This window comes from Planobispora rosea (assembly GCF_014648175.1).
Classification (GTDB): domain Bacteria; phylum Actinomycetota; class Actinomycetes; order Streptosporangiales; family Streptosporangiaceae; genus Planobispora; species Planobispora rosea.
The window spans coordinates 26,862-51,897 of sequence record NZ_BMQP01000026.1 but is presented as its reverse complement, the minus strand read 5'-3'; the positions used below and the strand labels follow the sequence as shown (position 1 = coordinate 51,897).

30 protein-coding genes are annotated in these 25,036 nt (G+C 69.8%); 7 read left to right on the top strand and 23 right to left on the bottom strand.

Features of this window, described 5'->3' with window-relative positions; translation table 11 throughout:
- Positions 1-218: 218 nt before the first annotated feature.
- The 22 genes from IEZ08_RS24265 to IEZ08_RS24160 all read right to left on the bottom strand — a co-directional run bounded on the left by IEZ08_RS24265 (position 219) and on the right by IEZ08_RS24160 (position 17,729).
- The gene (locus IEZ08_RS24265; RefSeq protein WP_189242991.1) at positions 219-782 is read right to left on the bottom strand and encodes a hypothetical protein; all 564 of its coding nucleotides are present in this window, start codon (positions 780-782) and stop codon (positions 219-221) included.
- Between the two features lie 171 nt (positions 783-953).
- Positions 954-1,649 (bottom strand): hypothetical protein, encoded by a 696-nt coding sequence (locus tag IEZ08_RS24260; RefSeq protein WP_189242990.1) that lies wholly within the window; start codon positions 1,647-1,649, stop codon positions 954-956.
- Entirely contained in the window at positions 1,646-2,542 is an 897-nt protein-coding gene (locus IEZ08_RS24255; RefSeq protein ID WP_189242989.1) for a hypothetical protein, read from the bottom strand. Before IEZ08_RS24255 ends, IEZ08_RS24260 begins: the two co-directional genes overlap by 4 nt.
- Positions 2,532-3,515, bottom strand: coding sequence for a DUF5131 family protein (locus tag IEZ08_RS24250; RefSeq protein ID WP_189242988.1), 984 nt, complete (start codon positions 3,513-3,515; stop codon positions 2,532-2,534). Before IEZ08_RS24250 ends, IEZ08_RS24255 begins: the two co-directional genes overlap by 11 nt.
- The gene (locus tag IEZ08_RS24245) at positions 3,512-4,030 is read right to left on the bottom strand and encodes a Pycsar system effector family protein (RefSeq protein WP_189242987.1); all 519 of its coding nucleotides are present in this window, start codon (positions 4,028-4,030) and stop codon (positions 3,512-3,514) included. Before IEZ08_RS24245 ends, IEZ08_RS24250 begins: the two co-directional genes overlap by 4 nt.
- A 104-nt stretch (positions 4,031-4,134) precedes the next feature.
- Positions 4,135-4,638, bottom strand: coding sequence for a hypothetical protein (locus tag IEZ08_RS24240; protein ID WP_189242986.1), 504 nt, complete (start codon positions 4,636-4,638; stop codon positions 4,135-4,137).
- Between the two features lie 46 nt (positions 4,639-4,684).
- Positions 4,685-5,689, bottom strand: coding sequence for a hypothetical protein (locus IEZ08_RS24235; RefSeq protein WP_189242985.1), 1,005 nt, complete (start codon positions 5,687-5,689; stop codon positions 4,685-4,687).
- 41 nt (positions 5,690-5,730) lie between these two features.
- Positions 5,731-6,486, bottom strand: a complete 756-nt coding sequence (locus tag IEZ08_RS39755; protein ID WP_203863477.1) for a RapZ C-terminal domain-containing protein — start codon at positions 6,484-6,486, stop codon at positions 5,731-5,733.
- A 37-nt stretch (positions 6,487-6,523) separates the two neighbouring features.
- Entirely contained in the window at positions 6,524-8,062 is a 1,539-nt protein-coding gene (locus IEZ08_RS24225; RefSeq protein ID WP_189242984.1) for a transfer protein, read from the bottom strand.
- Positions 8,059-8,970 carry a hypothetical protein gene (locus IEZ08_RS24220; RefSeq protein WP_189242983.1) on the bottom strand — a complete coding sequence of 304 codons (912 nt, stop codon included), beginning with the start codon at positions 8,968-8,970 and terminating at the stop codon, positions 8,059-8,061. The genes IEZ08_RS24225 and IEZ08_RS24220 overlap by 4 nt, the downstream gene beginning before the upstream one ends.
- Before the next feature lie 24 nt (positions 8,971-8,994).
- The gene (locus IEZ08_RS24215; protein WP_189242982.1) at positions 8,995-9,426 is read right to left on the bottom strand and encodes a hypothetical protein; all 432 of its coding nucleotides are present in this window, start codon (positions 9,424-9,426) and stop codon (positions 8,995-8,997) included.
- 10 nt (positions 9,427-9,436) lie between these two features.
- Complete coding sequence (locus tag IEZ08_RS24210; protein WP_189242981.1) at positions 9,437-11,665, bottom strand: hypothetical protein; 2,229 nt, start codon at positions 11,663-11,665, stop codon at positions 9,437-9,439.
- Between the two features lie 128 nt (positions 11,666-11,793).
- Positions 11,794-12,060: a hypothetical protein gene (locus IEZ08_RS24205; protein ID WP_189242980.1), complete on the bottom strand. Its 267-nt coding sequence runs from the start codon at positions 12,058-12,060 to the stop codon at positions 11,794-11,796.
- Complete coding sequence (locus IEZ08_RS24200; protein ID WP_189242979.1) at positions 12,057-12,527, bottom strand: hypothetical protein; 471 nt, start codon at positions 12,525-12,527, stop codon at positions 12,057-12,059. The genes IEZ08_RS24205 and IEZ08_RS24200 overlap by 4 nt, the downstream gene beginning before the upstream one ends.
- Positions 12,528-12,554: 27 nt before the next feature.
- Positions 12,555-12,962 (bottom strand): ATP-binding protein, encoded by a 408-nt coding sequence (locus IEZ08_RS24195; protein ID WP_229803462.1) that lies wholly within the window; start codon positions 12,960-12,962, stop codon positions 12,555-12,557.
- Entirely contained in the window at positions 12,959-13,225 is a 267-nt protein-coding gene (locus IEZ08_RS24190) for a hypothetical protein (protein ID WP_189242978.1), read from the bottom strand. The genes IEZ08_RS24195 and IEZ08_RS24190 overlap by 4 nt, the downstream gene beginning before the upstream one ends.
- The gene (locus tag IEZ08_RS24185) at positions 13,222-15,105 is read right to left on the bottom strand and encodes a hypothetical protein (protein ID WP_189242977.1); all 1,884 of its coding nucleotides are present in this window, start codon (positions 15,103-15,105) and stop codon (positions 13,222-13,224) included. The genes IEZ08_RS24190 and IEZ08_RS24185 overlap by 4 nt, the downstream gene beginning before the upstream one ends.
- Complete coding sequence (locus IEZ08_RS24180; protein WP_189242976.1) at positions 15,102-15,575, bottom strand: hypothetical protein; 474 nt, start codon at positions 15,573-15,575, stop codon at positions 15,102-15,104. The genes IEZ08_RS24185 and IEZ08_RS24180 overlap by 4 nt, the downstream gene beginning before the upstream one ends.
- Positions 15,572-16,012 (bottom strand): SsgA family sporulation/cell division regulator, encoded by a 441-nt coding sequence (locus IEZ08_RS24175; RefSeq protein WP_189242975.1) that lies wholly within the window; start codon positions 16,010-16,012, stop codon positions 15,572-15,574. The genes IEZ08_RS24180 and IEZ08_RS24175 overlap by 4 nt, the downstream gene beginning before the upstream one ends.
- Positions 16,013-16,088: 76 nt before the next feature.
- Positions 16,089-16,403, bottom strand: coding sequence for a hypothetical protein (locus IEZ08_RS24170; protein WP_189242974.1), 315 nt, complete (start codon positions 16,401-16,403; stop codon positions 16,089-16,091).
- Positions 16,404-16,797: 394 nt separating this feature from the next.
- Positions 16,798-17,337, bottom strand: coding sequence for a PHD finger domain-containing protein (locus tag IEZ08_RS24165; protein WP_189242973.1), 540 nt, complete (start codon positions 17,335-17,337; stop codon positions 16,798-16,800).
- Positions 17,337-17,729: a WhiB family transcriptional regulator gene (locus IEZ08_RS24160; RefSeq protein WP_189242972.1), complete on the bottom strand. Its 393-nt coding sequence runs from the start codon at positions 17,727-17,729 to the stop codon at positions 17,337-17,339. Before IEZ08_RS24160 ends, IEZ08_RS24165 begins: the two co-directional genes overlap by 1 nt.
- A gap of 422 nt (positions 17,730-18,151) precedes the next feature.
- Between IEZ08_RS24160 and IEZ08_RS24155 the strand changes: the two genes are divergently transcribed.
- The 5 genes from IEZ08_RS24155 (at position 18,152) to IEZ08_RS24135 (ending at position 21,603) form a co-directional block, all read left to right on the top strand.
- Positions 18,152-19,006, top strand: a complete 855-nt coding sequence (locus tag IEZ08_RS24155; RefSeq protein ID WP_189242971.1) for a sigma-70 family RNA polymerase sigma factor — start codon at positions 18,152-18,154, stop codon at positions 19,004-19,006.
- Positions 19,007-19,009: 3 nt separating this feature from the next.
- Positions 19,010-19,825, top strand: coding sequence for a protein phosphatase 2C domain-containing protein (locus IEZ08_RS24150; RefSeq protein WP_189242970.1), 816 nt, complete (start codon positions 19,010-19,012; stop codon positions 19,823-19,825).
- Positions 19,826-20,116: 291 nt separating this feature from the next.
- Positions 20,117-20,359, top strand: coding sequence for a hypothetical protein (locus IEZ08_RS24145; protein WP_189242969.1), 243 nt, complete (start codon positions 20,117-20,119; stop codon positions 20,357-20,359).
- Positions 20,356-20,781, top strand: a complete 426-nt coding sequence (locus IEZ08_RS24140; RefSeq protein WP_189242968.1) for a type II toxin-antitoxin system VapC family toxin — start codon at positions 20,356-20,358, stop codon at positions 20,779-20,781. The genes IEZ08_RS24145 and IEZ08_RS24140 overlap by 4 nt, the downstream gene beginning before the upstream one ends.
- A gap of 171 nt (positions 20,782-20,952) precedes the next feature.
- A complete protein-coding gene (locus IEZ08_RS24135) occupies positions 20,953-21,603 on the top strand; it encodes a hypothetical protein (RefSeq protein WP_189242967.1) in 651 nt (216 codons plus the stop codon).
- A 276-nt stretch (positions 21,604-21,879) separates the two neighbouring features.
- Here the strand turns inward: IEZ08_RS24135 and IEZ08_RS24130 are convergent, their stop codons facing one another.
- Positions 21,880-22,224, bottom strand: a complete 345-nt coding sequence (locus tag IEZ08_RS24130) for a hypothetical protein (RefSeq protein ID WP_189242966.1) — start codon at positions 22,222-22,224, stop codon at positions 21,880-21,882.
- A gap of 350 nt (positions 22,225-22,574) precedes the next feature.
- Between IEZ08_RS24130 and IEZ08_RS24125 the strand changes: the two genes are divergently transcribed.
- On the top strand, positions 22,575-23,165 hold the full coding sequence (locus IEZ08_RS24125; protein WP_189242965.1) for a hypothetical protein: 591 nt from the start codon (positions 22,575-22,577) through the stop codon (positions 23,163-23,165).
- Between the two features lie 504 nt (positions 23,166-23,669).
- Positions 23,670-25,013 carry a ParB/RepB/Spo0J family partition protein gene (locus IEZ08_RS24120; RefSeq protein ID WP_189242964.1) on the top strand — a complete coding sequence of 448 codons (1,344 nt, stop codon included), beginning with the start codon at positions 23,670-23,672 and terminating at the stop codon, positions 25,011-25,013.
- Positions 25,014-25,036: the final 23 nt, after the last annotated feature.

Genomic DNA, 25,036 nt, shown 5'->3' with positions numbered 1-25,036 from the left:
TTCCGCTCCTGTGCCTCCTGCGCGCGGCGCTGCGGCGTGAGGTGACCATCTGAGATCTGCGGCATCGGTCCGCAGGACCCGCACGATGGCCCCGCGGCTGGGAGCCGTCGTGCGGTGATCCCTGCGGGGGCGGACCAGGCGAGCCCGGCCAAGGACAGGACGAAGGCCCACCACCGTACCGCGCCGGGGCATGGTCTTTTCGCCGGTCGCGGTGGCCATCAGCGGTACGTCCCGCTCTGGGCGGCCTCGCTGGCTTCGGCCATCGCCGCCAGCTGCGCGGCCCATATCCGGGCCTCATCCGGGGTCAGGTCGACCGTTTCCGGCAGGCTGAAGCGGATCTTGCCGAGGGTGAGGGCGAGCAAGTCCTCGCCGTCGTCTGCGGTGATGCCGAGTTCGGTCGGCCGCTCCAGGATGATCAGGTCTTCTTCGGCCATCACGGTCGCGGTGATGGCGTAGGTGCAGGCGCTGCACACATCGACGCCGAGCGGGTTGGGCACCCATGCGCAACCACCTTCACAGGCACGGTTTTCGCTGCAACCGCAGATCCGGCAGACCGGCTCGTCCTCCTCGTGGCCTGCCTCGGCATCACGCAGCCGTACCAGGACGGGACCCATGCGCTCGCCCATGGAGGCGGCGAGGTTGAGGCAGTGCAGGTCGGCGCCGGAGGGGGGATGGGCGTGGGCGGCGCGGTCGCGCACGCTCTGGGCGAGCTGCTCGATGAGCTCGTCGGAGGCGGCCGGGCCGATGAGCGCGGTCAGGGCGGCAAGGGTCGGGGTGGTCATGAGTCCTCCAGGGGGATGTTGAGGATCCGGATGGGGCGGGTGTCGGCCGCGTGGATGGTCACTGGGCGGCTGTCGTCGGTGAGTGCGGGGCACCGGCTGCAGCCAGGGCCTGCTCAGCCGCAAGGCGCGTGGTGAAGTGCAGCAGGTAGACGGTGCCGGTGGAGGGGGTCATCAGGCGGTCACCTCCACCCCGTAGAAGGCGGCCATCGCGCCGATCACCTGGCAGGGCGCGGCGATGGTGCAGGCGTCGCGGTAGAAGCCCTCCCGGTCCTGTGCCCAGTCGCCGGCCCGCACGCTGCAGGCCGGGCAGGCCGGGGCGGCGGGGCAGTTCGGGCCGGGGTGGCCGCAGTCGATGCTGGTGTCGACGCAGTCCTCGTCCCGCAGCAGCACCGGGGCGTGAGCGGCCGCGTGGGCCAGCAGCTCGACGACGTCCTGGCGTCCGGAGCCGTCGGTGAGGTCGCCTGCCGTGGCGAGGATCGCTTCGCATACCCGCCGGGTGATCAGCGGGTCGGGCACCAGCTGCTCCAGCGCGGCCAGGTCCTCAACCGCAGGCGTCAAGGCCTCCAGCTCGGCGGCGATGGCCGCGCTCCCGGCCTGCAGGGCGATGGTCCAGGTACAGGCGGGGCACAGCCGCATCCAGGCCGGGAGGTGGGCCCGGTCGAAAGCGCCGGTGCCGATGCGGGTGGCCACCTGGGCCCAGGTGCCGCATAGAGCCCCGCAGCTGTCGCCGCCGCCCGGGGCCAGGGCGCGCAGCGCGTAGTCGCGGGGGATGGCGTGGAAGGTGCCGCGGTGGGCGGTGCCGACGATGAACGGCGTCTCGGGCAAGACGGCCGCCGCCGGGCCGGTGGTCATGGTCATGGTGGTCATCCGGCGATCGCCTCCTGGGACTCTTGGGCGTCGAGGCCGAGCATGTCGATCAGCTCGGCGGTCTCGGCTGCGGTGGTGCCGTAGCGCGCACACAGGGACCGCACGACGGCTGCTTCGGCCTCGGTGGGCGGGTAGACCACGGCGAACATGCCGCGGTCGCTGACCCCGTGGGCCAGGCCGTTGTCGGCGTCGCTGCGACGTGCGGCCGGGCGGGTCTTGGCCGCGGCGCGGCGTGGGGTGGCCGGGGCCGGGCGGCCTGCACCGCCGCCGCGGCGGCGGGCGGCGGGCCGTACCGGAGCCGGGAGCGGAGCGGTCTGGTCGACGGCGCTTTCCTCGGCGGCCGCGGGGATCTCCTGGAAGTGCTCGTCGACCGGCGCGGGCTCCGCTACGGGAGCCGTCTCGGCGTCGACCTGGCGGCGGGCGTCGGCGAGCACGGCGGCCAGGCGCTCGCGCAGCCGCTCCACCGAGGCGGTGATCCGCACCCCCGCGGCCCGGACGGCGGGGGCCGGGCAGGTGCGGGCCAACTCCAGCAGCTCGCCCGCCTCGGCATAGGCGACGTGGGTCTGCACGATGGCGATCGCCTCGGACTCGGAGCGCTCCGGCGCCGGGACCGGCCCGTCGCCGGCGTCCTGCGGGCCGGCTCCGAGGTAGGCACGGGTCGCGGCCAGCAGCACGGCGGCGACATCGGCGGGCCGGTCGGCGGCAGAGATCTTGATCCACAGGGCGGGGCCGCCCGGGTCGGTGACGTCGCCGGCGACGATGCCCCACGGGCAGCGCGGGTTGCGGGTGGGGTCACCGAGCGGGATCGCCCGCCAGGCGGTCACGTCCAGGCCGGTAGCGGCCGGGCGGGGGTCATGGTGGTCCGGGGGCGGGGTGGAGGTCTCAGGCAGCATGGGGGGGCTCCTGGCCGGAAGTGGCGGGGAAGGCGTCGTGGGTACGGCCGTCGAGCTCGCGGCCGGCGGCGTGCTTGCTGCGGCAGCGGCGCATCGTGGCGGAGCCTTCGGCGAAATCGTCGGGCGAGGGCTCGACGACGGTGCCATCAGGCAGCACGCCGACCAGGCGGCCGGGCCCGTCCAGGTCCGGACTCCATTGACCGAATTGCTTGAAGAAAAAAGCGGTGCCTGATGCGGCGCACTGGTCACGCAGGGTCCGGAACCAGTCAGGGTGCGGCGGACGGGCCCGGGGCCCGGACTCGCCGCCGGCGATGACCCAGTGCAGGCCTGCGGCCGGGCCGACCCATCCGGCCAGGGACGCAAACAGCTCTTCGCCCCAGCCCTCAAAGGACTCCATGTACTCGATGCCAAGCCAGCGCGACAGGTCGACCGGCCCCAACATGGGCTCGACGCTGAGAAATCGCACCATGGCGGGGGTCTTGAGCAGGGCAGGGATGCGGATGTCGGCCCAGCGCTGGTCTTCGACCGACACGCCGGCCCACAGGTTGGGCAGCGGCCAGGGGGTGCGGACGGCGGCGCCGTAGCGGCCGGTGGCCTCCTGCAGCACCGCGTCGGCGAAGTCGGGACTGGCCAGCAGCGTGCGCAGCCGGGCGTGCCGTTTGGTCAGCAACTGGAAGGTGTGCTGCGATGCGGCGGCCATGGTGGCGAACATCTGGATGACGAAGTCGTCAGGCACGGCCTCGTGCAGCGCGTCGCTCATGGAGTTGATGAAGACGCGGCGAGGCCGGTGCCAGCGCAGCGGCGCCTCCAGCACCTCGGGCACGAGCCGGACCACGTCGAAGGAGCCGGGGCCGTTCCAGTGGGTGGAGATCGCCTCGGCGTAGCAGTGGTCACAGCCGCGGCTGACCTTGCTGCAGCCGCGAACCGGGTTCCAGGTGACGTCAGTCCACTCGATCTTGCTGATGCCGGTCATGCCAGTACCCCCAGCGGCAGCGCCGCGACCAGAACGGCCAGGGCAGCCAGCAGCAGGTGCACGCCCCGGCGCAGCCGGGTGTACTTGGCGCGGGCCAGCAGTGACAGGCGCAGTACCTCGGTGGCTAGGCGGTGTTCGGGGTCGGCGGTCAGCGCGGTGACCAACTCATCGGGACCGGTGGCCTCAGCGTGGGCAGCGAAGCCGTACCCGTTCTGGCCGCGGCGGGGCAGGGCGGGGCGGATGACGATCAGCAGCATCACGATCGCGGCCGCCAGGAAGACGGTGCCGAGGCCGACGGCGCTCAGCTCCGCGGGCGGCGGAACCTTCACCGTGATGGCGGCCGATGCGATCGCGAACATCGTGCCCGCCATGCTCAGCAGTGCGGTGGCCTTGATGTCGATGCGTCCGAGCTCGGTGCAGGCGGCCTCAGCCTCAGCCTGCAAGATCGCCTGCCGGTCCTGGGGTTGTAGGCCGGTACCGGCCGGGACGGAGCGGGTGGAGGGGGTTGGCATCATGGAGCTACTCCTGGTCTCGATCAGAGGAACTGGGGTGAGCGGGCGCGCCCGACGTGGGTTGTCTTGGCGGATTGGCCACGGTGGTGCGCGCCCGTCCCGACGGGTCAGAGGGCCTGGCGGCGGGGCACGTCGTGGTGGGCGCAGATGGCCTCCATCCAGGCCAGGGCGATGGCGGTGATCTCGGCGACCTGGTCGTACATCCGCACCATGCGCTCGGTGTTGTGCACCGGCGGGCGGGCGCCGGCGAGTTCGGTGGCCAGCTGGCCGATGCGGCCGATGAGGTCCATCACCCGCCGGGGCGATGACTCGTTGATCAGCACCGCGTCGCATTCATCAGCCAGCAGCCGCTCCCGGGCGGCCAGGGCGTCGTCTGCGGCCGCGCCCAGGCGCAGCCGGGTGGCGTGCTGTTGGACGGCCGCCAGGACGAACTCGGCGACTGTGCGGGGGTATTCGGCGTCGGCGATCTCGATGAACAGGTCGTATTCGTCATCGTCGCCGCCGGCGATGGCCCAGCCGCCGTGCTCGTGGTCCTCGGGGTTGGCCTCGGTGGGCACGAGGTGCCAGGTGTCCAGGTCGAAGGTGCCGATCTGCTCAGTGGTGGGGATCATCGTTGGTCGTCCTTCCGGTGGTGGGATCGGTGCCGAGGTGGGGCGCTCAGGCGGCCGCGGCGTAGTGGCGGGTGAGCTGCTGGCGGCGCTTGCGGGCGGGCGGGAAGCCCTCCAGGTGCCAGGTGATCCACCGGTAGATGCGGCCCTCGGTGCGCTCCAGGTCGGTGAACATCGCCTCCAGGCAGGCCCGCCCGTCCAGCCCGGCCTCATCCAGGGCGCGGGCGGCGGCGGCGTCGAGGGCGTGGATCTGGTGGTGGGCGCGGTGCTGGTGGGCCAGGCCCACGCCCAGGGTTGCCCCGATGAGGGCGGACATGAGCTCTGCGGGGGCAGAGGTGATGGCGGCGACCATCAGCGCGAGCACGGCCAGGCCGAAGACGTGGCCGATCAGGCTCAGGATGCGCGGCGGCCGCCAGGTGGCGGCGGTGATCTGGTAGGCCATCGCTCCGGCGGCCGCCTGGCCGTCGGCGGTGGTGGCGTCGCCGTACAGCAGCATCTCGTCCACGCCGAGGACCAGGGTGCCGGTCGCCGCATCGCGCTCGCCGGTCACCGCCTCGTTCTGGCGGCCGATGCTCAGCGTGATCGCGGGTATCTCAGCGGCCCGGGCCAGGACCGCGGCCAAGGCGGTCAGCTCGCTCATGGCGGCCGCGGCCTCGGTGCGCGCATCGAAGGTCAGCAGCCGCAGCGAGTGGCGCCGGCTGGCGGTGGCGGGCGGGTCGTCGAGTTCGCCGGCGAGCTCGAGTTCGGCGCGGTGGGCGTCGGCCAGCACCCGGGTGGGGTCGATGACGGTGTAGGTGCCCTGGCTGGGGTCGCGCTCCAGCAGGTCGTCGCGGACCTTGCTGGCCAGTTGCTGCAGCAGCCAGGAACGGCTCTGGCCGGTGACGTCCAGGACGTCGGCCAGCGCGGCGGGCGTGAACGGCCGGCCGTCGGCGATGTAGCCCAGCGCGTGGTTCAGGACGGCGGCGGCTTGGTCGTCGTCGACGGCGTAGCTGTGGCCGGTGTAGGCCGGGATCAGGACGCGGTGGCCGGTCGGGGACAGGTCGGTGTTGACCATCGGGTTCTCCTTCGGTGGGAACGGTGTGGAGCTCGGACGGGTCAGGTGGTCAGGAACGCGGTGACGATGGCGGCCAGGGCGAGCGCCGCGGCGGCGTCCACCACTAGGCGGACAGGCAGCGGGGTCGACCGGCCTCGCCAGCCGCGCCAGGCGACGGTGCCGGCGGCGGCCAGCACCACGGTGTAGGCGGCCAGCGCGACCAGGAGCGGCAGCGCGAACATGGCCATCAGCCGCTCGGCCAGCAGCGGCAGCGCCACGGTGACGGCGACGGCATCGATGATCGCCAGCCGGGCCATCAGCAGGCGGCGGCCGCTCAGCGGGCCCTTGGTGCGGGCTTCCGGTCGCCGGTCCGCAGGGGCCTGCGGATCCTCGGGGGCGTGTGCCGCCGCGGCGGCGGGCAGCACGGGCTTGGCCACGTCCCGGTGGGTCACGGTGACGTGCACGCCCGCGCCGTCCAGCTCGTCGGCGAGATCTTCGGCCATGGCCACCGAGCGGTGGCGGCCGCCGGCGCAGCCGATCGCGACGGTGACCGGGGCGCCGGTGGTGGTGGTCAGCTCGGCGGCGAGCTGGGCGGTGTGCGCGACGGCGGCGGCCACGCCCGGGGTGGTCATGACGTGGCCGTGGACCCGGTCGTTCAGGCCGGTCAGCTCCCGCATCCGGGGGTCGTGGTGGGGGTTGCGGAAGCGGCGGCGGGCGTCGATGACGATGTCCGCGGTCGGTGCCGGGGCGTGGCCGTACCCGAAGGAGGTGATCTCCACGCTCGGGGCGGTCCTGAGGGCCGGGGCCGGGATGGTCATGATGGGCGGGTCCTTGTCGATCAGGGAATGGTGGGGGTCAGGCGAGGGCGTACAGGCCGTGCCCGGGGCGGGTGACCGGGCCGTTCTCGGGCGCGGACAGTCGCGTCAGGACGTTGCGCACGGCGCCGAGCCCTACCTGCCGGCCGCCATCGGCGTTGACGGCCTCGCAGATGGCGGCGGCGCTCATCGGGGCCGTGGCGGCCTTCAGGACGGCCAGGATGCGCTCGGGCAGGGAGGCGGGCGGCAAAGTGGCGTCGCCGCCGCCGTCGTCCTCGCCATCTTCGCTGTTGTGGTCGTCGTTGGCGTGATCGTCGGCGTCGGCATCAGCCGGGGCCGTTGGGCCTCGCCCGGCCTTGGTCTTGCTCGTGCGCACGGCGTCGGCGAACTGGGCGCACAAGGCAGCCATGGCGCCGTCGTCGTTGCGCAGCGCATAGGCCATGTACTCGATGCCGTCGCCGTCGAGCGCCTGCAGCGAGGCCTCCTCCAGGCGGCGGGGCTCCTCCGGCCCGTACAGGGCGAGGATCTCGGGATCGAGACCGGGCAGCGGGGCGATGGAGCCCACCCGCAGGTGGCGCATGAGGGAGGTCGGGCGCGGCCCGGACACGTAGTAGGCCATGCCCTGGGTGCCCGGGACGTCGCTGTCGTCGCCGGCCACATCGAAGGGCGAGCGCAGCACGGTCGGAGCCAGCGTCTCGGGGATCGGCAACAGCTGCGATCCGATCTGCAAGATGCCGTCGGCCACCAGCTGGCGCATCATGCTGCTGGTCCAGCGCAGCAGCGTGACTTCGCCGGTCTTCATCATCGCCCGCAAGGTGTCGGATCCGCCGAGTTCTTCCAGGTGGAATGCCTGGGCGGCCAGGCCGATGCCCACGCCCACCGACCGGCCGGTCCGCGACAGCTCTTTGATCAATCGCGTGGCCAGCGCGCGATACGGGCTGCCGCGCTCCAGCAGCCGGTTGACCTCGTCAATGTGGATATGCAACAGCGGGTCATCGCCGAGCACGAAGGCGTTGCGGCCCAGAGCGCTGTAGCGGCGCATCCGCGCCTTGGCGACCTCCACGCCCGCCATCAGCATCAGGACGGCGCCTTCGAGGCTGGTGACCCGCCAATCCACGTTGCCGGCGGCTTCGGGCACCGACTGGCCCTCTTTGAGGTCGGCCAGCCACGTGCAGATGCCGTTGATCTTCTCGGCGATCAGCTGCAGCTGCAGCGTCTTGGACTTGCCGGCGCCGGTGGTGCCGATCAGCACGAACCGCTGCGCCGAGCCGGTGGAGGGGTCGAACAGCCGTTTCCGCACGGGCTGGCCGTTGTGGTAGAACCCGGCGGTGTAGCGGCCGTGCCGGTCCATGATCAGGTCTTCACGGGTGACGGCGCGCACCTGGGCCAGCGGGTTGTGCGGGTAGACCATGACCAGCCCGTGGTAGCCCTGGGTCTCCACGATCAGGCGGCCCGGGTCGTCGACGCCGAGCTTCTTGCACAGCGCGTCCCGGTCGTAGGTGATCGCTTTGCCCTCGGGGTGCTCGACCTTGAACACCGTCAGCAGGCCATCAGCGGGGCGGGTCATGGCGGTGCTCATGCGTCATCCCTGCCGATGGGGATGGTGCGCACCTGCCCGCCCGGAGTGCCGATCTGGACCTCCTTCAGCACGGTGCCGGGCATCGCGCTCGGGGCGACCTGCGTGGCCCATCGGGTGGCCAGGTCGTCGGCCTGCTCCGGGCGGCCGACCGTCAGCCGGCGCACGCCCGCGCCCCGGCCGGACACCGCAGTGATCGTGATCTCGTCTTCGGCGATGTCCATCAGCGCCGACAGGCGGCGGATGGAGATGTCCGGGACCGGCTCGCCCGGCAGGGCGGAGCGGATGATGGCCCGCATGGCGCGGGGGCCGGTCGACTCGATGGCCTCCAGCACCGTAGCCGGGGCGACCCCGCCGACGACGGCGGCCTTGGCCGCCCACCACGCCGCGGCCGGATGCTCGCTCACCACCGGCCCGGCCGGGGCCAGCTCGACGGCGGCCGGAGGCGGCGGGGTGAGCATGCGTCGGCCGATCTCGGCCGGGCGCAGCACCCAGGTGCCGACCGTCCAGGCCGTCAGCGCGGCGGCTTCGATCGGGGTGGCCACCGGGTGGATGCCGGGGGTCAGCTGCTGGGCGATCAGCAGGGCGGCCAGGCTGGTGCCGGGCAGCACATACAGCACGCTGGCGGTTGCCTTCTGGTGGCCGTTCGGTTTCCACAGCCGCAGCGTGGCCAGACCGCCGAGGCTGAGCGCGGCATCGGCCAGCAGGCACAGCCCGGTCAGCTCGCCGGTGAACAGGCCGGTCGCGGCGGCGCACGCCCCGGCCAGGGTGGCCAAGCGTCCGGTGGCGCTGCGCACGGCCACCAGGCGGCGCCGCCACCGATCCAGCACGGGCCAGGGCGGCACCTCAACAGCCAGGGGCGCCAAGGCGGGCACGGCGGGTGCCTTGGCGGCCCGGCGGGTCATAGCCATAAGAGCGGCCTCCTTTTTGCCTGGTCAGCGGTTGCTGTAGAACTCGGACTTGGCCATACGGCCGTCCTTGGTGTGGATGGCCTCCACCACGCCGCCGTAGTCGCTTTGGTGGGCGTCGCGGACCTCTTCAAACAAGATCGACATCTCCTCGGTCGCCTGCGCCATCGCGGCGGCGTCATCCAGCACGCCCGTCGCGACCGCGGCCGCGTCGCGAAACTCACCCACGGTGTCGTCATCGACCTCCAGGCGCGCCATCTGCTCAGCGGTCTGAACGACGCTCGCGGCGCATCCTTCGACGTAGGCGTAGGTGGCGCGGATCTGCTCACCCAGCCCGCTCAGCCGCACCGCGGCATAGCCGAGCTGGACCAGCAGGACGCCATAGCGGATGAGCCGGGATAGGACGCCGCCGCCCTCCTCCAGCGCCTCACCGGTCGTGGTGGTGGCCAATTCGTTCACCAGGGGTCTCCTATTCGTCGTGGTACTCGCGCTCGGCCGGGCGGATGTGCCCGTGGTCGCGGGTGGTGTCGGCCACGCCCAGATCACGGGCGGCGGCGTTGGCGGCCGCCGTGGCGATCGCCTCGGCGGCGGCGGGCAGCCCTTCGGCCAGGCCGTCCGCGCACGCCTTCACATGCAGGGCCTTGGCGACCAGCCGCCCCCAGAGGGCCTCCAGCCATCCAGGCACCTTCAGATCGACGATCTCGCCGTGCAGGGCCTGCAGCCGGCCTGCCATGCGTTCCGCGCCGGCCGCGGTGGCGCGGGCCGCCTCCACGCCCTCGGTGATCTCCTGGGCCGCGTCCTCGGCGGCTTCGATCACGTCCCGGATGGTCAGCTCGGCATCGTCGTCGTATTGCGTGCCGTGCACCGCCATGGCCCCCATGGCGGACGGACGCGGCGCGGGCACGGCCGGGGTCATGGGCCGGTTCATCGGGCCTCCCGTGGTCTGGCCTGCGCTGGCCGGGGCAGTCGGACTTTCCTCACCCGCCGGCGGCGCAGGGCGGCGAGGCTCGGTCGTGCGGGCGGGGCCGGCGGGCAGCGCGGGCCGCCCCGGCGTCCCGGTGAGGACCGGCGCCGCAGGTGTCGACGGTTCGGGCCGGGCCTGACGGGACGGTTCGTCGACACGCTCGACGCGCACCCGGGTCCGCCGGTCGGCGCCCGGCGGCGGCCGCATCCCCCCGGGTCCCGGCGGCGGTGAAGGCGCATCTGGCCTGTCCCGCCCCTCCCAGGCCCGCGCCTGTGCCTGCGCCCAGGTCTTGAAGTCATCCCAGTTGTCGAAGAAGTGCGGCTCTTCAGCCCGGCCCGTATCCGGACCGGATCGGCCGTCGGTGTTGTGGCCGGAGTTGTATTCGCTCTCGCTCTGGCCACCGGTGTGCTGACGGCGTCGGCGTCTCTTCTTCCAGCGCCAGCGCGACTTAGGCTCGGTCTCTTCGGTCTCGCCGCTCCACCACCGCCAGCGGCCCTTCTTCCCGTGCCAGCGCGCCTCCTTGGCCTTCTCCTCGGTGCGGGAACTGCGCCAGCGCCACTTCGGCCGTCTGCTCTTGCTGCTTTTGTCCCGGTGGCCGCGCCAGCGCCATCGCGCTGATGTGGCCTCCTCCTTGCCGCTCTTGTCGCGGATGCGGCGCTTCCAGTGGTGCTTGGGCTTGGTCTTGCCCTTGCTGTTGTGCCGGCGGTCTCGGTCCCACCGGCGGCGCTTGGGCTTGCTGTCGTCGCTTTCACCGCCCTTGGCGCGGCGGCTGCGCCAGCGCCACCGAGCTGACTTCTTGGCTTGCTTGGCCTTGTCGTCGCTTTTGTCCCGCCGGCCCTTCCACCGGCGCTTCCAGCGACTTTTGGGCTTGGCCTTCGGTGTGTCCCGGTCCCCGCCGTTCTTATCCCGTCGGCGCTTCCAGCGGTTCTTCGGCTTCGCCTTGGCCTCGTCTTGGCTCTCGCCGCCGGTTCGGCGCCGCTTTCTGCGGTTCTTGGGACCGCCGAGCTCGTCTTGGCCCTTGCGCTTCCAGCGGCGCTTGCGCCGTCGGCCGTCCTCGTCTGGGCGGTCGCGTCGGGAGCGCCGCGATTTGTTCCGGTCCTTGGGCGGTCTGCTGCGCGGGCCGCGGGAATCCTTGTCGGCCTTGGCCGGCCTGCGCTTGCCGTCGCCGCCACCCGTCCGGCGGCCGAAGGCACGCCCGCCCTTCGGGCCTGCGGGCGAGCGCAGCAGCGACGACCCCTTGGGGCCTTTGCCGCTGTCTCCTGTCTGCCTGCTTCGGGGGCTGGCGGCCGCTGCCTTCACCGCCGCCTTGTCGGCGCCTGCGCGGGCCTGGTCGGCCAGCGCCTGGCGGTGCCGGGCCCGCTGCCACAGGCCCTGGGCCGCAGCCACCCCCAGCGCCGTCAGCAGCGCCAGGCAGGTGGCCAGCGTGTCCCGCGCGGTCGGGGCCTCGGGGTCCTTCGGAGCCGGCGGGGTGAACGCGCCGCTGTCGTCCTTCCTGGCAGGCTCGGGCGCTGGCACGCCCGGCACGGTCAGGTGCAACGGCGGGCCCATCGCGGCGACCTTCGGCAGCGAGGGCCAACCCGGGGCGGGTGCCTCGTCATCGGTCTCGGTGCTGGCGGCCTCGCCGTCGACGTCCGGCTCGTCCTCGTCGTCGGGGTGGTCCAGGGAGCCCGGCAGGACCACGCGCGGGATGAACGGCAGCACCGAGCCGCGGTCCTCCCGGTCGTCGTTGCTCATGATCGGCTCCTCTCGCAGTGTTGACAGTCAGTGACCGGATCGGGGACACTTGCGCGTCGCGCGTACGCGCGCCGCGCCGTTGCCGATCCGCAAAGCCCGGATCCGGCGGATGAACATGAAGATGAACATCACGCGCTGTGACGGGTCCGGCGGACGATCTCGGCTTGTTCTTGCTGTTCGGCCCAGGCGGCCAGCAGCTGCGCCAGCTCGTGCATCGCCCGCTTGTTGCCGCCGCCGCGCTCGGCTTTGACCGCGGCGGAGCGGGCCCGATCGAAGCAGACCCGCGCCAGGTCGGCGTCGGTGGTGGCGGCTCGGAGCTTGTCGCTCCAGAACTTCGCGATGTTGTTCAGCCGCTTGGTCGCCTCAGGTGACATTTCAGCTGGGGTGGCGCTCATGCCGGCTTCTTTCCGTGATCGTGGACCAGGTCCAGGAAGTCCCCGTCCGGCGCGGCCGCCGACGGCCGCGCCTGCTTCGGCGCAGGCGGGCGGCCGACGTAGTCCCGGGCATGCGGCAGCGCCGGGGCCTGGCGGCCCTGGGCAGCCTCCCGGCGGGCCTGACGCGTCTGGGGGATCTCGTGGCGGCCGCGCCGGTAGCGGGCCTCCAGACGAAACGTCAGCGCCGCCGCGGCCTCCAGGTGCTCCTGGATCTCGGCAAACGGGCTGGTCACCCACCGGTGCCGCCACCACGCCTCGAAACTGCCGTAACCCTCTGGCGGGTTCTCCTTCCACATGGCCTCGGCGTCCCGCCGGATGTACGCCACGAACTCGGCGGACTCCGCCAGGCTCCGCCGCAGCTGAGCGGCGAACGCGGCCATCATCTCCGGGCGGTCCAGCATGTCCCCGGACCACTCAGGTGCACTCATCAGAGGGCTCCTTTCTCTTTCAGCAGGTCACGACCGGCCATTCGGCCAGGTCAGGCGGCACCAGGTGGTGCGCCCGGCCGGCGTGATGGTGGTGCGGATCTCGTCGACCAGCTCAGCCACGATGACGGCCAAGCCCCAGCCGGAGGCGTCCGGCTCGCGGGCGGCCGGGATTGGGCGCGGGCCCTGGTCGGCCACGCTGAGCTCCACCGAGGTGGCGTCGATCGCGGCGCGCACAGCGAAGCTGCCGCCCATCCCCGAGACCGAGTGCACAAGCGCGTTGGTGACCAGCTCGGAGACGACCACGGCGACGTCGGCGCGGCGCGGGCAGTCGCCGGGCAGCAACCCGTCCACCCAGGTCCGCACCTGGCTGACCTGCTCCGACTCGCCGGGGAAGCGGCGCTGTGCGCTCACGGCCGCCATGGTGGGGGTCGTCACCGGGTCACCTCCGCCCAGCCAGTGATCGGGACTGCGCACTGGGCCAGCAGCAGCACCGGGCGGGCACCGGCGGGCGGAAGCTGACCATGTGCCTTCAGTGCGTGGCGCAGGTGCTCCAGCGGGTTGGGCTCGCCGAGCTCGGCGGCGGCGATGGTGGCGCGGGCAGCCGCCAGCAGCTCGCCATACTCGGTGGCGATCAGGACCAGATCCTGGCGGGTGACCGGCCGAGCCGAGGCACGGCGGTCGGGGGCGGTGATGCTCATGCTGCGACCTCCGTCTCTGCGGTGTCCGTGCGGGGGTCTTCCGTGCGGGGCTCCTCGACCTGCGTGCGGACCAACTCGGGTTCCGTCTCGGTGGTGTCCGTGCGGGGGTCTTCCGTGCGGAACTCCTCGCCGTTCTTGATGCGGTCCGCATGGCCGGTGGCCGTGCGGACCTGCGTGCGGGTGTCGGCGTCCGCACGTTTGTTGGAGTGGTTCGTGCGGTCTCCGTCCACGTGACCCGCATGCTGGCCGCTGATGCGCTCCTGCGCCCGCACGATCAGCCCCGCACCGCTGGCGTCCGTACGGTCGTGCGTGCGGTCCATGTGCTCCCCGGCTTCGCGGGTCTGCTCAGGCGGGCCGTCTGCGGTGTCGCTGGCGGCCGCTGGAGGCAACAGGCCGCGCCGAGCATCGGCCAGGACACCCTCGCACCAGCGCTGCTTGTAGCCGGTCCGCTGGTGCACATCGCGCCAGGTGAGAGGGCACTTCTCACCGGCGGTGATGTAGCTGCGGATCTCCTCGCGATGGTCCTCGACGACGCGGGCCCGGTAGGCGGCCTGCTCCTCGCCCGGCCTCTGCTTCCACCGTTGTGCCAGGCCGTCGCCACCTCCTGCAGGATCCTCCCGCATGCTCTTCGTGCGGGAGCGCGCCGGGGACGGCGGCGCGCTCCCGTTCGGCGTGACTGTGCGGGCCTCGGCCACTGCACGGTCCGCGATCGTGCGGGCCTGGAGCGTGCGGGCCAGCTCCGCACGGGCCCGCCGCACCGTGGCGAGAATGCCGCTCGCCTCCTGCGCGGCCGTGCGGGTCAGCTCCATGTAGGTCGTCCGCACGCTGGCGAGAACGCCGTCCATCTCATCGGCGGCCGTGCGGGTCAGCTCCGTGCGGGCCTGCCGCGCAGCGGCGAGGATCTCGTGCGCCTCGTCCTGGACAATGCGGACCGTCTCCGCGCGGGCCTGCCGCACGGAGGCGAGAATCTCATCCACTTCGCCCTCGATCGCCTTCTCGTCTATGCGGGGCGGCGCGACGGTGACCCGGTCCACCAGGGCGCGCCGCTCACGGATCGCGTCGACCTTGACCGCCACGATCTGCGCGGTCTCGGGGTCGACGTCGATGCGGGCGTATTCGACCGCACGCCGGTATGCCTTCTCCCACACCTTGGTCGCCTTGCGGATCTCCTTGTCGTCGCCGCTGACGTTGGCCAAGTGGAGTCTGTAGATCGCACGGACGTACTCGTCGATACGCCGCTCGCGGGCGATCTCGTCGTCGTCACGGCTGGTCGGATCAGCCCAGCCGAGGCGGATCAGCAGCCGGCTCAGGGTTATCGTCCAGCGGATGCCGGAGATCTTGCCGGTTAGCCTCTGGCGCTCAATCTGCAGGCTGCGCTCCCACAGCCAGCCGGCCATCAGGGTGACCGCGAGCCGGCCGCTTGCCTCCGACACGGTCGAGGCGTGGGAGGCCGACAGCATGCCGGACAGGGCCGCGAACACCCACACGGCCTTGCCGTCCGGCCCCGTAGTGAACGGAACCTTCCTCAGGTTGTCGCGGGCGCGCAGCGCCGAGGCCAGCATCGCCACCTCGACGAACGTGCAGGTGATGAACGCGAAAACCGGGTGGAAGCCCAAGACGTCCTTCAGCCACATGAACATGCCCTGCGCGGCGATGCCCGAGGCAGCGAACGCTGACGCGTAGGTGAGCCGATCGGCCCACGACAGCGGTTCCTTCGGCTCCTCCTTCCCCGAGTGATCCGGCACAGGTACCTTGTTCAGGCGATGCCGCGCCCGCAGCAGGCGCCAGATGACGACCACGGCGACGGCCAGCAGGAACGCCAGCGTGCCCAGCAGCGTGTCGGTGGTGAGCAGGGACTGCGCTATGTCGGGGATGTTCACGGGGTCGCCTCCGAGAAGATCGCGGTGATGGCGGCGTCGACGTCGGCGTGCAGCAGGCGGATCCGCTCGGTGATGGCGTTCAGCCGGGCCCGGGCCGCATACAGCGGGAACCACTCGCCGGTCTCGCCGTCGGCACCGTCGTCCTCGCCCATCCACAGCCGGATCACCAGATGCTCGGGGCCGGGGGCCGGGGCGAAGTCGACCTGCTGCAGGCCCTCGGTGTCGAGCTCTTCCTCGGCACCGTCCGGACCGGGCGCGCCGGGGGCCAGCGCCTGCTCCAGCAGGCGCAGGGAGAGGGTGTAGTCGAAGGTGCGGCGCATATCGGTGGACATGAACGTCAGCTGCAGCCGGTCAGGCTGGTCGGCGCGGTAGGCGACGACGGCGCCCAGGTGCCGGTCCGGGGCGCCCACCGGCCACAGCAGCAGGCCGTCGATGAAGGTCTCGCGACCCATCAGCGGGTTGAGGATCATGATGCGTCCCTCCGCATCTGCGTGGTGAGCCGGATCAGCGCCCGGTCCCAGTCGGCCTCGGCCCAGTCGGCCTCGGACCCCAAGGGGATGCGCCGGGTGGTCTGGGCCAGGAAGGAGGTCAGCTCGTCTCGGCGGGCATACAGGCGGCAGGCCTGCGGTCCCGGGTGCAGGATGATCGCCAGGTAGTCGGTGGCCTCGGCCTCGGTGAAGCGGATGTTGCCCGCACCGACCACGCCCTTGCGGGTCGGGTCCAGGGCCGTGGCCAGCAGCTCCCGGTCGAAGGTCCACACGTTGTCTGGGGCCCCGGGCGGGGGCGGAAAATCGATGTGGACGGCGTAGGGGTCGGTCAGCTCGTAGAACGCGCGGGCCGTGAACACCCGGTTCGGCTGGTCGGCGAGGCAGACCTGCAGCGTGGTGCGGATGCGGGAGGTGCTCATCGCTCACCCCACAGGGCGGCCAGGAAGATGATCGCCAGGAAGACGCACACCGGGATGATGAAGTGGGGAAGGACGCTCATCGGCCCCACCGCCACCAGCGCCGCATCTGCTGGTTGTAGGTCTCCAGGCGGGCATCCACCCCGGCGAGGAACGCCTCCGGGGTGTGCGCCGGGCAGGACTCCACGCAGGTGCCGCCCTGCCAGACGCACCGGCAGGCGCTCTCCTGCGGGGCCGGGGCGGGAAGGGCGACGCTCGCGCCGCTGTCGGCCGGGAAGGCCCCGGTCTCCGAGCGGCGGCCGCGCCAGCGCCTCCACCAGGGACGGCGGGAGGTGACCAGGTCATCGGCCAGAGCGTCGATCGCCTCGGCGACCTCGGACATGCGCCCGCCCACGGCGGCGATGTCACCGATCCCATCAGCGATGTCGGCCAGGTGCGGGTGCCGTCGGCGAGCTGGCCGGTGCCGTCCTCCACCGCGCGGACCAGGTCGCGTACGGCATCAGCCAGACCGCCGATCTCCTTGTGCACGGCGGCGATGTCGCCGCGGCGCAGGAACAGCTCGTGGCGGATCCGCGCGAGCTCGGCGCCCATGGCCATCAGGGCCTGGCCGGTGCCGACCTGGGCATCGCGCAGCGCGCCCAGGCCCTCGGCGTAGTTGAAAGTGGCGTTGCCGGCGAAGGAGCGGGGGGTGCAGTCGGCCTTGCCGGCGGCCTCCAGACGCTGCCGGGCCTGCTCGACGTAGGGCAGGCCGGTGACGGCCTGGTCCTGGGGGAAGGTCTCGGAGCTGTTCATCGGCCAGCCTCCTTGGCGCGAGTGATCAGGACGTCGGCGAACACGGCGATGACCTCGGCGCTGAGCGGGCACAACTCGGCGAGCCACTCCTCAGCCGTCCGCTCGCCGGATGAGGCGATGATCGAAAACAGCTCCGCAGGTGTGTCCACGGCGCGCACGCGCACGTCCAGGCCGTGCTCGCTTCGGATGTCAGCCACGACCTGTGCGACGGGGCGCAGGCCGTGGATGTCGAGGAAGGTCCCGGTGGGGGTGAGCAGGCCGACGTGGACCCAGCGGCCCGGCAGGTCGTCCTGTTCGACGACGCCGAACGGCCAGCCGGTGCGCTGGTGCATGGCCCAGGCCAGGCGGTGGCAGTGGGCGTAGCCGAACAGCTCGATCGCCTCGCTGTCGACGACGCCCGGCCGGACGGTGACCTTGGTGTGGCCGTGGTAGGTCGGTCGCCCCAGGTCGATGGTGAGCGCGAGGTGGCCCAGCGGGCTCCCGCTGGCGAGCTCGGTCAGCGCCGGGTAAGCGGGGCGGGTGGCGGTGATGGTCATCAGGCCACCGCCTCTGAGGTCTCAGTGATCTGGCGGGCAGCGGCCTGGCGACGGCGGCGGACCATGCTCCGCCGCTGCCAGGGGGCCTTGCCACCGCGGATGCCGTGGAACCAGGTCTGTGGCAGGTCGTGCTCCTCGCGCAGCGCGAGCTCCAGGCACTGGGTGCGCACGGGGCAGGGCCCGCACAGCTGGCGGGCGGTGTTCTCGTAGTCGGCCCGGCGGATCGCCAGGGCCTCGGGCGACTCGCCACCGCTTGGGTTCGGCTCGGGCGGGAACCAGGCGTCGGGATTGAGAGCACCGACGCAGGTTCCGAACTTGCTGACCAGCGATGACAGGTCAGTGATGGCCGGGCCATTCGGTTTCTGGCACGGCAATGAGAGCATGGTGCGCATCCGGGGGTTTCCTTTCGTGAGGACCCGGTGGCGGGGCCTCGGCCGGGTGGAGTCCGGACCGAGGCCCCCATGACTTTGCGGGGATGTCGCCTCGATGGTGGAGTCATCGAGGCGACATGAGTTTTCCCTGGTAGAGAGCTATTTGATCTTTTTAGAGGGTGAACCTTCTTTCTTGGAGAGCTTAATTCGGGCTACTGAGCATGATCCGGATCGAAGGGTGCAGCTCTCCTTGCCCGGAATTGGGACCCCCTTGAGTTCTCCCATGTGGAGCCTCAAGGCGTCCGGCTATACCCGCTCAGGCCTGTTAATGTCTACTCCTGACGCTAAGACCCCTAAGTGGCTTCGTCAATAGCTATTAGCGGGGTTTGTTTAGGGACCTTAGCGTTCGGATTAAGCGCGGTGAGTGGAGGATGATCTGAAGTATGCACATTGACGTGTCAGCCGTCTTGGCTGAGATCCACCGGGAAACTGACCTCATCCAGCGGATTCGACGCGTTGGCGATGTGCTGAGTGAGATCGATGTTTTGACCGCGGAGCTGGGCCGAATCCGCCTGGAGGACATCGAGACCCTGACCAGCCGCGGCATGTCCCAAAATGAGATCGGTCGCCAGACCAACCTGAGTAGCGCCCGTATCAGTCAGCTCCGTAAGGGAGGTCCGCCACGGGAACGCGCCTTCTTCGGTGCCCGGGACGGTATGGTGATCACCGCGGTCGCCGAGAAGCAGGAAGCAGGCAAGGCCCGGCCTGGGCCGGTGGTATCCATAGACGACCTGCAGGCCTACGACCGGCTTCGACGTCTGCTCGAAGATCTCAAACTCAAGAGTACCTATGAGATCGTGCAGCCGCCCGGCGAAGTCCGACTCAATCGTGATGGCTTGGTACTCATCTGCGGACCTCGTCATTCTCCACTGATCGCCCAGGTACTGGAGGCCGACGACCACCTTGCCTTCGCCCAGGACCCAGGCGGCTGGCATCTAGTAGACCGCATCACCGGACAGGTCTACCGCTCACCCGAAGATCAGGGCGAGCCTGGGGATATCGCCTACTTCGGCCGACTGCCCCGCCCGGACGGCAAGGGGACCTTTCTCTATCTCGCCGGCATCCATGCGGCTGGCGCCGCCGGCGTCATCCACTACCTCGAAACCGCACTGGTCCCGCTGTATCAGCAAGTGCGGACCCGCCGCTTCTCCATGCTGATCTCCTGCCGATACGATCCGGACACTCACCAGATCATTTCGTCGGAACAGATCACCCCGACCTACAAGCACGAAGGATAAGGATTGAGCATCGCCTTCGAGACCCAGGGCGGCGTGGCGGGGCGACCGAACGAGGACTGGGTCGCGGCGACTCCGGATTCACTGGTCGTGCTCGACGGAGTCACCCCACCACGGGTCACCATCCGAGGCTGCTCGCACTCGGTCACGTGGTACACCCAGAACCTGGGCGTTCGACTCCTGCTCCTTCTGCAGTGTGAACACGACATCGGAACCGCACTGGCGAAAGCGATCGATCAGGTCAACGACCTACATCGCAAATGCGACCTGGCCAGCTCTGGTACCCCGGCAGCTGCTGTAGCGATCCTGCGTCGCCGTAACGAACTCCTGGAGTACCTAGTACTTGCCGACACCGCGATTGTCATCGACGCAGTGACGGGCATCCAGGTCATTTCCGACGACCGGGTAGAGCGCGCCGCGCCGGAGGCAACCGCCCGCACCCGGCGCGAAGAGATCGGCACACCTGAACATGCTGAAGCTGTGGCGCTCATGTCGGTCGAGCAACTTGCCCGACGTAACGTCACCGGTGGTTACTGGGTAGCCTCAACTGATCGAGCTGCGGCCGACAACGCTATCCGCGGAGAGATCCCGCTGACCAAGGTCCAGCGGGCGGCGGTCTTTACCGATGGTGCCTCGCGTGTGGTCGACATGTTCGGTGAGATGGATTGGCAAGGGTGCCTGGACTTCCTGAGTGAGCACGGTCCGCGACGGCTGATCGCCTACGTGCGGGAGTTGGAAGAGTGTGATCCTGAAGGACGGCGCTGGCCCCGTTTCAAACGCAGCGATGATGCGACGGTAGCGCTCCTCAGCATGTGGCGGTGATCAGTCGAGGTATGCGGGCTTGCGCAAGGCCGGGTGAGAGGGTTCGTCGTCTGAGCCGATGAAGCATCTGTTTGCGTAGCGCGCCAGGTGGAGCGCCCGAGCGCAGCGAGGACGAACGACCTGGCGCGCTACGCAAACAGATGCCAGGCTCAGCCAGGCGACGAACCCGCATACGAGCTTGTTAACGCTGAGCAACATCTGGCCAGCACGGCGGAGTGTGAACCTCAGGAAACAGTTCGAGTCCAGCCGCGTGGACTCCAAGTGATCTTATTGCGGTATTAGGATTCGGGTATGGCCGCAAAGGAAACGATCACCGTCACTCTGGACCCTGAGCTGGTCAAGTACGCCCGCAGCCAAATCGGCGGAGGCGACGCCCGTTCACTGTCCGCTTACGTCAACGACGCCCTCGCGGCCAAAGTGCAGCAGGACCGGCGCCGCCGGGCGAAGCTGCTCGCCCTGGCCGCCGAAGCCGACGAGGACCGCGTCCGCCGCATCATGAACAACATCGAGCGGCAGGCCCAGGCCGCCCAGTGACCAACCGCATCCCCCTGCTGTTCGACACCGGAGTCCTCACCGAGATCGCCCGCGGCGACGGGGACCTGATCCGCCTCGTCCAGCTCTGGGACTCCGGCAAACAGCCTATGGTGCTGCCGGCGCTCGCGCTGGCCGGGGCGTCCCTGGACGCCCGCAGCGAAGAAGCCGACGACCTGCTCAGCGGCCTGGAGCTGTTCGACGAAGTTGAGGTCGCGCCTCTGGGTGATACCGCGCAGGCGCTCGCCCTGGCCGCCGTGATGGCCCGCACCGGGCTCGATGCGCATGACGCGCACGTGGCCGCCATCGCCAGCGTGGCGATCCTACCGGTCCTCACGCTTGACCGGGCCAAGTGGGAAGCCGTCTCGGTCGCGCTTGAGGAACCCCTGCACATTCGGGAGATCGACGATTCTCCTGGCGAATAGTCCTGGGAGCGCTCGGCCAGTGGTTGATTGACAGTGAGCGGGTATCGACATCCCACCAATGACCTGACAGGAACGGTGAAGCACTGCCCCTGCCAGGAGCTTCGACTGATCGCCAGGGGCCTGGCGTAGCGCGCACCACGTCACCGGCCTCTGGCGAGAACGGATGTCCTTGTGTTCGCCGCTGAGCAATGGGTCACCGACTTCACGCCGGTCCGCCCGCACATGACGGCCGCCCTCATCAGCGGCCGCGACCTCACCACCAACGAGGATCGCGTTCACCTGGTCGTGGCCTGCCAACTGTCGGGCGCCTGCTTGAGGTGCGGGGAGCCGTGGAACCGCGACAACGACGAGCCCGTCTGGACCGCGGGCACCATCGTCACCACGAGCAGCACCGGCGAGCTGGAGGAGTTCGACCGCATGCACGACTGCGGCGAGTGGGCCGAGGTCACCTGGTTCTCCATCGAGGTCGACGACGACACTACGATCGGCGACGCCGAGCGTCTGGTCTCCGAGATGGCCGAGGCCGTCGACGCCGACCGCTCGAAGATCTTGGGAAACCTGTACACCAGTCTGCGCAAGGACCTGGCCGCTGCGGTGGTGACCTACCCCGGCGACGACGCCGATGAAGAGGATCTGGAGGACTGGCGCAATCACCACCTGACCGGCAGCATCATCGAGCCCGGCGTATGGGATGGTGCCGAGACGGGCGAGTTGGAGGCATGGGATTTTCTGCCATGGGCGGTAGAGCCGGACGAATACGTGACGGTGACCGCGAGCGAACTGGCCGAGCAGGATCTGGCTGCGGCCCGGCGGAGCCAGTAGCTGATCCCAGAACCGCCCCGCACCCGGGTGTCCCGTCTCAGCGAACCTGCAACGTCAGGGGAATCACGGCTTGGGCGTTTAGCAGATTGAGTGAGACGACCGGTCCAGCTCGTCTCACTCAATCTGCTCCGCGGAGGATGGAATCGGGAGATTGTCTCAATGAGTCTGCTCTGAGATGAGCTGATAGGGGTCGGTTGGGGAAGCGCGTCGGAGCGCGAGGCGGTTGTCCGTCTCATTCGACTTGAGTAGGACCGGCGGTCCGCAGTTGAGGACTGCTTACCCCTGCTTCACTTCATGCAGCGGCAGATCCACCCGACGCCCCAAACCGAACTCCTCGGCCCTATCATCGGTGACCATGGCGAAGACGCCGTCGGGCACCCCGTCCAAAGCCGCCACCCGGGAGGCGACGGCCAGCAGGGTGTCTTCGCCGGCACCGGTGATGAAGAAGATGTAGACGTCTCCGAACTCCTCGCCGTCGTTGAACTCCCCGGCCACGCCCTGTTCCTGCAGTTGGAAGATGAAGTCCTCTACCTGTTCGATCCACGGGAAGGGGTAGTCGGTCGGGGCGAGACCAGGAGTCTCCTGCAGCGGGACATGGATCTCAACGACGGTGGCAGCCATACCGTTCATCATGCTCGAGTGGTCAATGAGGTCGTTGACTCGGGCCACAACGTCCTCGGCATGGCCCGGTCGCTGGCCACCGAGGAGGCTTGAGACAGGACATCAAACACGACTCATCGCCGCAGGTCACAGCGGATATATCGGTCCCACTCCAAAGCGTTTCAATATAGTATTGAAACGTGCCAGGAAGGAAACGACCGCAGATCACTCCACGTGAGGCAGAGAACGCGATCAACCGGATCACCGACCGGCGAGTCGCTTGTGAGGATCCTGACCTGGAGCGGCTGGACAACGGTAACCCCCTGGCCGTCATAGAGCATGTCCTGACATGCCGCGAGGTTCCGGACGGGGTGCAGTGCGACGACATCTTCGACGCATTGCACCTGGCGGTCTACCTCCGCGACCGCCTGGAGACCCTCGAGCACCAGCTGCTGGAACGCGGACGAGCTCACGGAATCGCGCTGAAGGACCTGGCTGGCCCGCTCGGCGTGGCCTCTGCCCAGGCGGTGGAGCAGCGCATCCTGCGCGCCCGCGCCGCTCAGCGCGGCCTGCCCCGCAGCGAGCGCGCCGAGCGTGCCGACCGCCGTAGGCCTCCTACCCGGACGGGCAGCCGGGAGGCCCGCTGGTATGACCGCAACGCCCTGAAGCTGTGGGAGGCCGCAGCTAAACTGGCCGACTCCCGGCGGGAGTACGACGTGCTCATCGATGATGAGCTGGCTGAGAGCCTGCTAGAGCTGCAGCAGAAGGTGAATGTGATGCGCTGGCCGTTGTCACCCGAGGGATTCCCCGTGATGCGGATCATCGCCGCTCGGGTTCGGCTACTCCTGGAGGACCTCGCCGAGGACCGCTACGTCGTCTTCCGCCAAGAGCTGGATGACCTCCTCCCCCGGTTGGCGCAATTGGCCGCCGAGCAGAGAGCCGCCCAGTACGACGAGCGCTGACTGTCCGCTCGTGGACCCGCGAGGGACCGCTCGCCGCGAGCTCGTGGCGACCCTGGCCTGAAGGCGCTGCCTGACGGGCCGCTGAAGGTGACCGCCGACGTCGCCGCGCACTGGCGCGCGTCCGCCGAGACGTGCTGAACGTGCTGATCTTGCTGGAGTACGGGCGCCGCGCGGTTCTCGCCCTGCCCGGCCGCCTGGATCGGATCGAACACCGGCTGCTGTCCCTGGGGGTCGAGGTCAGGCTGAGTCTGGGGAAGATGATGGCCGCCCTGGGTTCGCGCTGTCAGGCGTACAGAATCACCTGGGAGACCCTAATGATCTCTGTCGTTTCTGCCAGAAACACGTGTCGATCTCGTGCCCCGCGCCCATCGTTTCTGCCAGAAACGCTAGTCTCAGCCGAGACATCTACCCCAGCGAAGAGCAAGTTGGAGGAGCCCTATGCCCCGAGGGTCCAAGGCTGGCGGATCGACTTTTGCCCCGAAGACGGTCCCAGCCGAGGTCATCTTGCAGGAGAAACCCCTCTTTGGCGCAGGCCGTACACGTGAGACCGCTCAGCCTCTTCCCCTCACCGAGATCGCGCCGAATCCGAAGAACCTGCGTGATGACGCGTTGAACTCGGCGGAGCGGCGGCAGGAGATGGTCACCTCCCTGCAGACCGTCGGACTGATCCACCCGGTGGTGGTGTGTGAGCGGACCGAATACGCCAAGGTCCATCCTGATCTCGAGCAGACGCTCGCCCCGGAGATCAAATACGTCATGCTCGCCGGCGAGCGACGGCTCCTAGGCGCCCAGGATGCTGGCTGGTCGACCATCAAGGCCGAGATCCGAAACGATCTTCTTCGCACGATGAATGAGGTCTTCCTCCACGAGAACGGGCGCCGCGTCGACCTCAACCCCTTCCAGGAAGCGGAGGGCTATCGCCGCTTGCAGGTCGACGATGGCTTGACACTCGCTGACATCGCCGAGCGCAACAGTAAGAGCAAAAGCCATGTCTCCAAGCGGCTACGCCTCCTGGCACTGAGCCCTGAAGCCCGCGAGGTGGTGCTGTCGGGGGAGATGAGCATCGATACGGCCTACAACCTCTTGTCTGCGCTGGGAGACCGTAGTGATCTGGTGCTTCCTGCGTGGGAGCTAATGCGCGGCCAAGAGATCTCGGCCAAGGAGGCCGCGCAGCGCGTTCTCATCGCTCCGCATGACGGCAGCGAGGAATCACTGCCGATGGCTACCGCAGAACCATCGCCCTCGTTTCTGTCAGAAACGCCGCCCGGCTCTCCTGCCACTCCCCCGGCCTCTGCTCAGCACGCCGAGCTGGCCCAGAGCGATGCGCCCCGGACCTCGGCCGACGATGCCACACCGACCCCCGACCACGAGAAGCCGACTCCAGCCTCTGCTCAGCACGCGGAGCCGGTCCGGACCGACGACGGAGATCGGGAACGCGCGGTGGCCGCCGCCGAACGCGACAGCCGCTGCAAGGCGCTCATCGAGCAGTACCAGCCAGCGAGCGATGACCTCGCCACCGCACGGATCGCCGTCACCGTAGTGAGTAACGCATCCAAGCCCGCATTGACCCTGGCTCACCGATGGCTGGTGGACCTCAGGGATCAGGAGGCTGCACCGCTGGATGCGAAGAACTACGCTGCGCTTACCCTCACCTCTGGCGATGCCGCCAAGCAGTTGCGTCTGGCGTATGCGATCGCACTGGCCGAGGCAGAGGCCCGTGCTGCGGACCGACGCCGCAAGTGGGATGCGAGCACCATCGCCCACGTCCGGCACCTCATCACCGCCGCCGGTTACACGCCGGCTTCCGATTGGGAACGCCAACAACTCGGGATGGCTCCCCTGTCCTGACAACTCCCTCGACTCGACTTCCC

Excerpts from the sequence above, each read along its gene's own strand:
- IEZ08_RS24265 (WP_189242991.1), bottom strand. The coding sequence starts at position 782 with ATGACCACCCCGACCCTTGCCGCCCTGACCGCGCTCATCGGCCCGGCC.
- IEZ08_RS24260 (WP_189242990.1), bottom strand. The coding sequence starts at position 1,649 with ATGACCACCATGACCATGACCACCGGCCCGGCGGCGGCCGTCTTGCCC.
- IEZ08_RS24255 (WP_189242989.1), bottom strand. The coding sequence starts at position 2,542 with ATGCTGCCTGAGACCTCCACCCCGCCCCCGGACCACCATGACCCCCGC.
- IEZ08_RS24250 (WP_189242988.1), bottom strand. The coding sequence starts at position 3,515 with ATGACCGGCATCAGCAAGATCGAGTGGACTGACGTCACCTGGAACCCG.
- IEZ08_RS24245 (WP_189242987.1), bottom strand. The coding sequence starts at position 4,030 with ATGATGCCAACCCCCTCCACCCGCTCCGTCCCGGCCGGTACCGGCCTA.
- IEZ08_RS24240 (WP_189242986.1), bottom strand. The coding sequence starts at position 4,638 with ATGATCCCCACCACTGAGCAGATCGGCACCTTCGACCTGGACACCTGG.
- IEZ08_RS24235 (WP_189242985.1), bottom strand. The coding sequence starts at position 5,689 with ATGGTCAACACCGACCTGTCCCCGACCGGCCACCGCGTCCTGATCCCG.
- IEZ08_RS39755 (WP_203863477.1), bottom strand. The coding sequence starts at position 6,486 with ATGACCATCCCGGCCCCGGCCCTCAGGACCGCCCCGAGCGTGGAGATC.
- IEZ08_RS24225 (WP_189242984.1), bottom strand. The coding sequence starts at position 8,062 with ATGAGCACCGCCATGACCCGCCCCGCTGATGGCCTGCTGACGGTGTTC.
- IEZ08_RS24220 (WP_189242983.1), bottom strand. The coding sequence starts at position 8,970 with ATGGCTATGACCCGCCGGGCCGCCAAGGCACCCGCCGTGCCCGCCTTG.
- IEZ08_RS24210 (WP_189242981.1), bottom strand. The coding sequence starts at position 11,665 with ATGAGCAACGACGACCGGGAGGACCGCGGCTCGGTGCTGCCGTTCATC.
- IEZ08_RS24205 (WP_189242980.1), bottom strand. The coding sequence starts at position 12,060 with ATGAGCGCCACCCCAGCTGAAATGTCACCTGAGGCGACCAAGCGGCTG.
- IEZ08_RS24200 (WP_189242979.1), bottom strand. The coding sequence starts at position 12,527 with ATGAGTGCACCTGAGTGGTCCGGGGACATGCTGGACCGCCCGGAGATG.
- IEZ08_RS24190 (WP_189242978.1), bottom strand. The coding sequence starts at position 13,225 with ATGAGCATCACCGCCCCCGACCGCCGTGCCTCGGCTCGGCCGGTCACC.
- IEZ08_RS24180 (WP_189242976.1), bottom strand. The coding sequence starts at position 15,575 with ATGATCCTCAACCCGCTGATGGGTCGCGAGACCTTCATCGACGGCCTG.
- IEZ08_RS24175 (WP_189242975.1), bottom strand. The coding sequence starts at position 16,012 with ATGAGCACCTCCCGCATCCGCACCACGCTGCAGGTCTGCCTCGCCGAC.
- IEZ08_RS24165 (WP_189242973.1), bottom strand. The coding sequence starts at position 17,337 with ATGACCATCACCGCCACCCGCCCCGCTTACCCGGCGCTGACCGAGCTC.
- IEZ08_RS24160 (WP_189242972.1), bottom strand. The coding sequence starts at position 17,729 with ATGCGCACCATGCTCTCATTGCCGTGCCAGAAACCGAATGGCCCGGCC.
- IEZ08_RS24155 (WP_189242971.1), top strand. The coding sequence starts at position 18,152 with ATGCACATTGACGTGTCAGCCGTCTTGGCTGAGATCCACCGGGAAACT.
- IEZ08_RS24145 (WP_189242969.1), top strand. The coding sequence starts at position 20,117 with ATGGCCGCAAAGGAAACGATCACCGTCACTCTGGACCCTGAGCTGGTC.
- IEZ08_RS24130 (WP_189242966.1), bottom strand. The coding sequence starts at position 22,224 with ATGGCTGCCACCGTCGTTGAGATCCATGTCCCGCTGCAGGAGACTCCT.